General features: G+C 62.3%; 4 protein-coding genes. All 4 read left to right on the top strand.

Annotation, left to right across the window (positions count from 1 at the left end; genetic code table 11):
* The first annotated feature begins 22 nt into the window (after positions 1-22).
* Positions 23-661 carry a hypothetical protein gene (locus EOA27_RS20590; protein WP_245491126.1) on the top strand — a complete coding sequence of 213 codons (639 nt, stop codon included), beginning with the start codon at positions 23-25 and terminating at the stop codon, positions 659-661.
* Between the two features lie 176 nt (positions 662-837).
* The gene (locus EOA27_RS20585) at positions 838-1,359 is read left to right on the top strand and encodes a GNAT family N-acetyltransferase (protein ID WP_042639164.1); all 522 of its coding nucleotides are present in this window, start codon (positions 838-840) and stop codon (positions 1,357-1,359) included.
* A gap of 50 nt (positions 1,360-1,409) precedes the next feature.
* Positions 1,410-2,795, top strand: a complete 1,386-nt coding sequence (locus tag EOA27_RS20580; protein WP_127257018.1) for a hypothetical protein — start codon at positions 1,410-1,412, stop codon at positions 2,793-2,795.
* A 239-nt stretch (positions 2,796-3,034) separates the two neighbouring features.
* Positions 3,035-5,236: adenylate/guanylate cyclase domain-containing protein (locus tag EOA27_RS20575; protein ID WP_127257015.1), on the top strand; the 2,202-nt coding region annotated here is incomplete at its 3' end.

Here is a 5,236-nt window from a genome sequence, read left to right as displayed (position 1 = left end):
CTTCTACACCGCCGAAATGGCGGTGATGGCGGCGCTCTTGTTCTGGAATCGCTGGTCGCCCGGCAGGCTGGTGCTCGTCATGGCCTTCATTTTCACCGTCATCGTGTCGGCGGCTTCGTTCATCAATCTCGGCTATTTCAACTTCGAACGAAAAGCGGCCTGGCTCTGGTTCCTTGTCTATCTTGCCTCGGCCGCGGTATCCGGGCTGTTCCTGTGGCGGGCCAGGGCCCGTCCTTCGGCAAAAGGCGTGGCCTTAACCCCCGCATGGCGCGGCTACATGTCAGCGGAAACGGTGATCCTTGGGCTATACGGCGTCGGCATGTTGCTGTTCCCCCGGGTTGTCAGCAGCAGCTGGCCGTGGCCGGTCGATCCCTTCCACGCCCAGGTCTACAGCGCCATCTTCCTCGCCGGCGCCGGCGGCGTGTATCTCCTATGGAAAAACGCTCCGCGCGAGGAATTGCTGGTGCTCGGTCTGGCGCAGCTTCTGGTTGGCCTGCTAGCCATCCTTGGCCTGGTCATCACCGACGCTGCGGTGCACCGGATCGACTGGACGGCAACAAAGACATTATGCTGGCTCGCCCTTTTCGGCTGGATCGGTCTCAGCGGCGTCTTCAAATTCTACGCTGCCTTCCGGTATTTTAGCTCGCAATCGGCATCATAGACTATGGAGACGACTGGATTTTCGAGTGACGTCCGGTGCATCGTGCCGGGCCGATCGCCCTAGAGCATTTCACCGTTTCAAAGGAAACGGCGAACTGCTCTATCTCGTTGTTCTGACGCAATTCCGGGCGGAAAACCGCTTACACCTTTCCTAGAATTGCTCTAGCCGGGAACGCCATGACCAGCACGACCTCGCCATCCTCCGAGAAAATCGAACCGCAGCTTCGAGCCGTCCGGCCAAGCGATGCGGAGGCGCTTTGCGCTATCTTCAACATGCCGGGCTTTCGCCAGGGCACTCTCAGGATGCCTTTCGAGCGGGTGGAGCAGGTGGAGCGGCGCATTGCCAAGTCCGGCCAGGAAACCACCTGGATCGTGGCGGAGCTGGAAGGCAAGGTCGTCGGCCATGGCAACCTTGTCGTGCAGGGTTCGCGCCGCTCGCATGTCGGCGAGATCAACATCGGCCTTGACGATGCCTTTGTCGGCAAGGGCATCGGCTCTGCCATACTCGGCGCGCTGCTCGACGTGGCCGATAACTGGCGGGCCCTGAAGCGGGTCGAATTGACCGTCTATGCCGACAACGAACCGGCCATCCGTCTCTACACAAGCCACGGCTTCGAGGTCGAAGGTCGGCATGTGAAGGCCGGCTTTACTGACGGGCAGTACCACGACCTCCTGAGCATGGCCCGACTGCGGTTCTAAGATTCGCTGTTTCCCTTGGCGTTTGCACCACATGCGGCTAGACGGGATCAATGACCGCCGTCTTCGATCCAACCCCTACGCCTCCGGTGGAAATTCTGGCTGTACTGTCGCTGCTCTGCCCTGAAGTCGTGCGCGACATCGAGCAGAACTGGAATGCACCGGTTTCCGATTACGCCCGCCATCTGTGGCGGCCGGTGGCAAGGCCTGTATCGGGCCCGGCGATCGCCGCCCGCTCGATCCTGCGCGACGTCCTGCGTCAGCGCCTCGACGTAATTATGCAGCCTGAGGAAGTCGCTAAGGTCGTCGAAGAGTTCGAGCACAGACCGGTGATTCAATCCGGCCTGCACTGCCTCCTCCTGATGGATCGGATTACCTTCGATGCCCTGCTGCTTGCCTGGCTCGGCGCGGTAGAAAACGGGCTGTCGGCCTTCGTCGGCTTCATGGGCACGACGATGACCATGGAGACCATTGGCCGGGAGGGGCCGGGATGGCTCGATGTCGGCGACGACAAGGTCAACCTGTTTGGCTTGGGGCGCCACAAACTGTGCCGCAAGAGCGTCTGCGTGGCCGGTCCTGTCTCCCTCAACAAGCGCGCGCTCGAAGCGGTTGGCGATGAAACGGATGGCAGCCGCTGGCGGGGCACACTGCTTTCCAGCCAGGACAAGGTGTTTGGAACCGCCGCCGATGCGCTGACGGCCCTCAATGAGGATCTGGTCGCCAATTGGGATCGTTCCGGCATGGCCGCTCCCGTCTTCATCGATGATCGGCTCGCCGCTTCTGCCATGGCACGGCATCTGGAATATGACGGCAGCCTTCTTTCCAGGCTGCTCACCCAGCCCGCAAGGCGCCAGCGTCTCGACCATGCGTTGCAAGAGGCCGCATCGGGCCCGTTTGGCAGATTCCTGCCCAATGCGACGGACTATTTCTGGGGCATCCGCGAGCAGCGCGTGCGCAAGCTCGCCCTCGACAACGGACACCTGATCGAGCCTGACAGGCCGCACGGTCTTTCCATCCCGTTCGAGCGGCCGCATCTCAGGCAGGCGCTGCTGGATGGCGTGCTGCTGCCGAACCTGTTCCTGATGTTCCTCGTCCTTGCCATATTGCCGCGCGTGCGGGCCGTGGGCGGCCTGAGACAGATTGGCTACGTAGCGCTTTTCCACTCGATCCTGCTGGCCGCGCTGGATGAAAACGTGCCGGAAGAGCGCGATCTGGCTGCGGAGCTGCAGGTGCGCGAAAATGCCTGGGGCATGCGAGTCATCGATGAAAAGATATCGGTCCGCGAGCAGCTTGCCGGCCTGCCGGAAGGGGCGCTCTTCCCGGAACTGCTCCGGCAATATAGTTTGCGGACACTTGCCGACACGACCGACGACCTGAAACTGGTCCGCGAAGACTCCCGATGGCGCAAGATCGGCTGGGCGGAGATCAAGGGGACCTGAGCCTTGCTTCAGGCCCTATTCAGGTTGATTTTCTAGTGCGCAACGCCAACCGACGGCGACCTATCGGTGAACTTGGCCTCTGATCCGGCTGCCTCCTTGAACCCATACTGGTCGCTCCATGCCCATTTGCGCTGGCGCTTGCCGGTCGACGGCGATCGGTTCATCCTTGTGTGAATACCCTGGCCGTGAAGTACGTGGCGAGATCATGCCCGTCACGGCCGCAAGTGAGGTCTTGTTGCATGGACTGCTTGGGCTGCGGTTTCGAGGTTGAGCGCGGTTTCGCCTTCTGTCCGAAGTGTGGCAAGCGCCAGCCCGTGCCATGCGCCAGTTGCGGCTACCTTTGCGCACCTGATTTCGAGTTCTGTCCGAAATGCGGGGCTGGTGTCGGTGCGTCCGCAAAGGTCGTCGAGCGTCCCGCTCCGACACCAAGCCGGACCATTGTGCCGCCTTCTCGAACTCCGTCGCTGCTTGCGAACATCGAAAGCGAAGATGGGCTGCATCCCGCCTCCGACGCCGATCGCCGAACGGTGACGGTCCTGTTCGCGGACCTTTGCGGCTTCACGACGCTCAGCGAGCAGCTCGACCCAGAGGTCATGCAAGCGCTGCAGAACGACTTGTTTAAGGAATTGACGGCGGCCGTGCGAAACTTTGGTGGTTTCGTCGACAAATTCATCGGCGACGCGCTGCTCGCCTTGTTCGGTGCGCCGGTCGCACATGAAGACGATCCGGAGCGTGCGCTTCGTGCCGCTCTCGACATGATCGCCCGGACGGCGCGGCTCGGCGAAAGCACCTCCCACTCCGGCTCGCCTCTGTTACTCCACATCGGCATAAACACTGGTCCGGTCGTTACTGGAGGATTGGGCATCGGCACCGCCAAATCCTATTCGGTGACCGGCGACACGGTGAATACGGCGCAACGCCTACAATCGCTAGCCGCACCGGGTGAGGTGCTGGTCGGCGAGCTCACCCACAGGCTGACCCGCCATGCGTTCTCATATGAGTCGCTGGGCGACGTCGTGCTTCGCGGCAAGGCTGGCAGCGTGCTCGTCCATCGACTGGATGCACCGCTTGCGACGCCGCGTGCAGCGCGTGGGCTCGAGGCGCTCGGCCTGAGCGCGCCGATAATAGGCCGCGGTGCGGAGCTCAATAGAATGCTGGCCAGCCTTGACCAGGCGTGCGGCGGCTCGGCCCAGCTTGTCCGCCTTGTCGGAGAAGCCGGTATCGGGAAATCGCGGCTGGTGAAGGAGTTCGTCGCCCGCGTCGGCGACGAGGATCGTTTTCGCAACGTCGCCGTGCGGCAGGCGACGTGCTCACCGCTGGGGGAACAATCATTTGGCGCCTTGGGCGCAGTGGTGCGCAGCGCTGCCGGGATGATGCAAAACGACAATGGGGAGGAGATGCGAGGCAAGCTCGCAGGTTTGCTAACCGATCTCGGCCTGGAGGGCGAGGAGGCGGATCGGCTGATGCCTTTGATCTACCATGTGCTTGGCCTTGGCGACCCCGATGCCACCTTGCAGCATGTCGAGCCCGAGCAGTTGCGTCGGCAAATTCTCTACGCAGTCCGCACAATCATCGAACGGCGGCTTGCTTTATCGCCGCTGTTGATTGTCGTCGAAGACCTGCACTGGGCCGACGCCGCGTCGCTCGAGGCACTGCGTTTCGTGATGGACAGATTGGAACGCACGCGGTTGATGTTGCTGGTCACGCATCGTCCGGCGCCGGACAACGACCAGCTCGACTCAAGTCGGGTCAGTCACACAGCGCTCAGGCTTTCGCCGCTCAACAATGATGACGGACGCGCACTGCTGGCGGCGCTTTTCGGCGAGAGTTGGGTAAACTCAGCAGGAGGGCTTCCCGACCAGATCCTCGAGCGCGGGGGCGGCAATCCGCTTTTCGTAGAGGAAATCGTTCGCGGCCTTATCGACCGCGGTGTACTGATGCGCGAGGGCCAGCGATGGCGGACAGTGGCAGGCGAAGTCGCAACCGGCATTCCCGCCACCATCCAGGCAATGTTGCTTGCCCGCGTCGACCGGCTGCCGCACGAGGTGCGCCGGTTGGCTCAGGAAGCCGCTGTGATCGGCCCGCGTTTCAACGCGACCCTTTTGAAAGCCGTGACAGCCGACCCCGGCCGTCTGGAAGCCGGTTGCGAACTGCTTTGCGATGCGGAAATCATAGAGGAGGTAGCCGGATCAGGTTCGGTTTCGTCGCAAAGCTACCGCTTTACACAAACATTGCTGCAGGACGTGATCTATCAGAATCTGCTCCTGCAACGCCGGTCCGACATCCATGGGCGGGTCGGTGCCGCCTTGGAGCAACTGTGCGGCGACAAGCCGGAACGGCTCGAGGATTTGACCGCGCTCGGTCATCATTTCGCACAGAGTGTCGAGCGGGAGAGGGGCGCGCGTTACCTGCAGGCGGCGGGCGATCGCGCCCGCATGATA

The sequence above is a fragment of the Mesorhizobium sp. M2A.F.Ca.ET.037.01.1.1 genome (assembly GCF_003998075.1).
Taxonomy (GTDB): Bacteria; Pseudomonadota; Alphaproteobacteria; order Rhizobiales; family Rhizobiaceae; genus Mesorhizobium.
The sequence above is the reverse complement of the archived record's forward strand: the minus strand, read 5'-3'. Positions and strand labels throughout refer to the sequence as shown.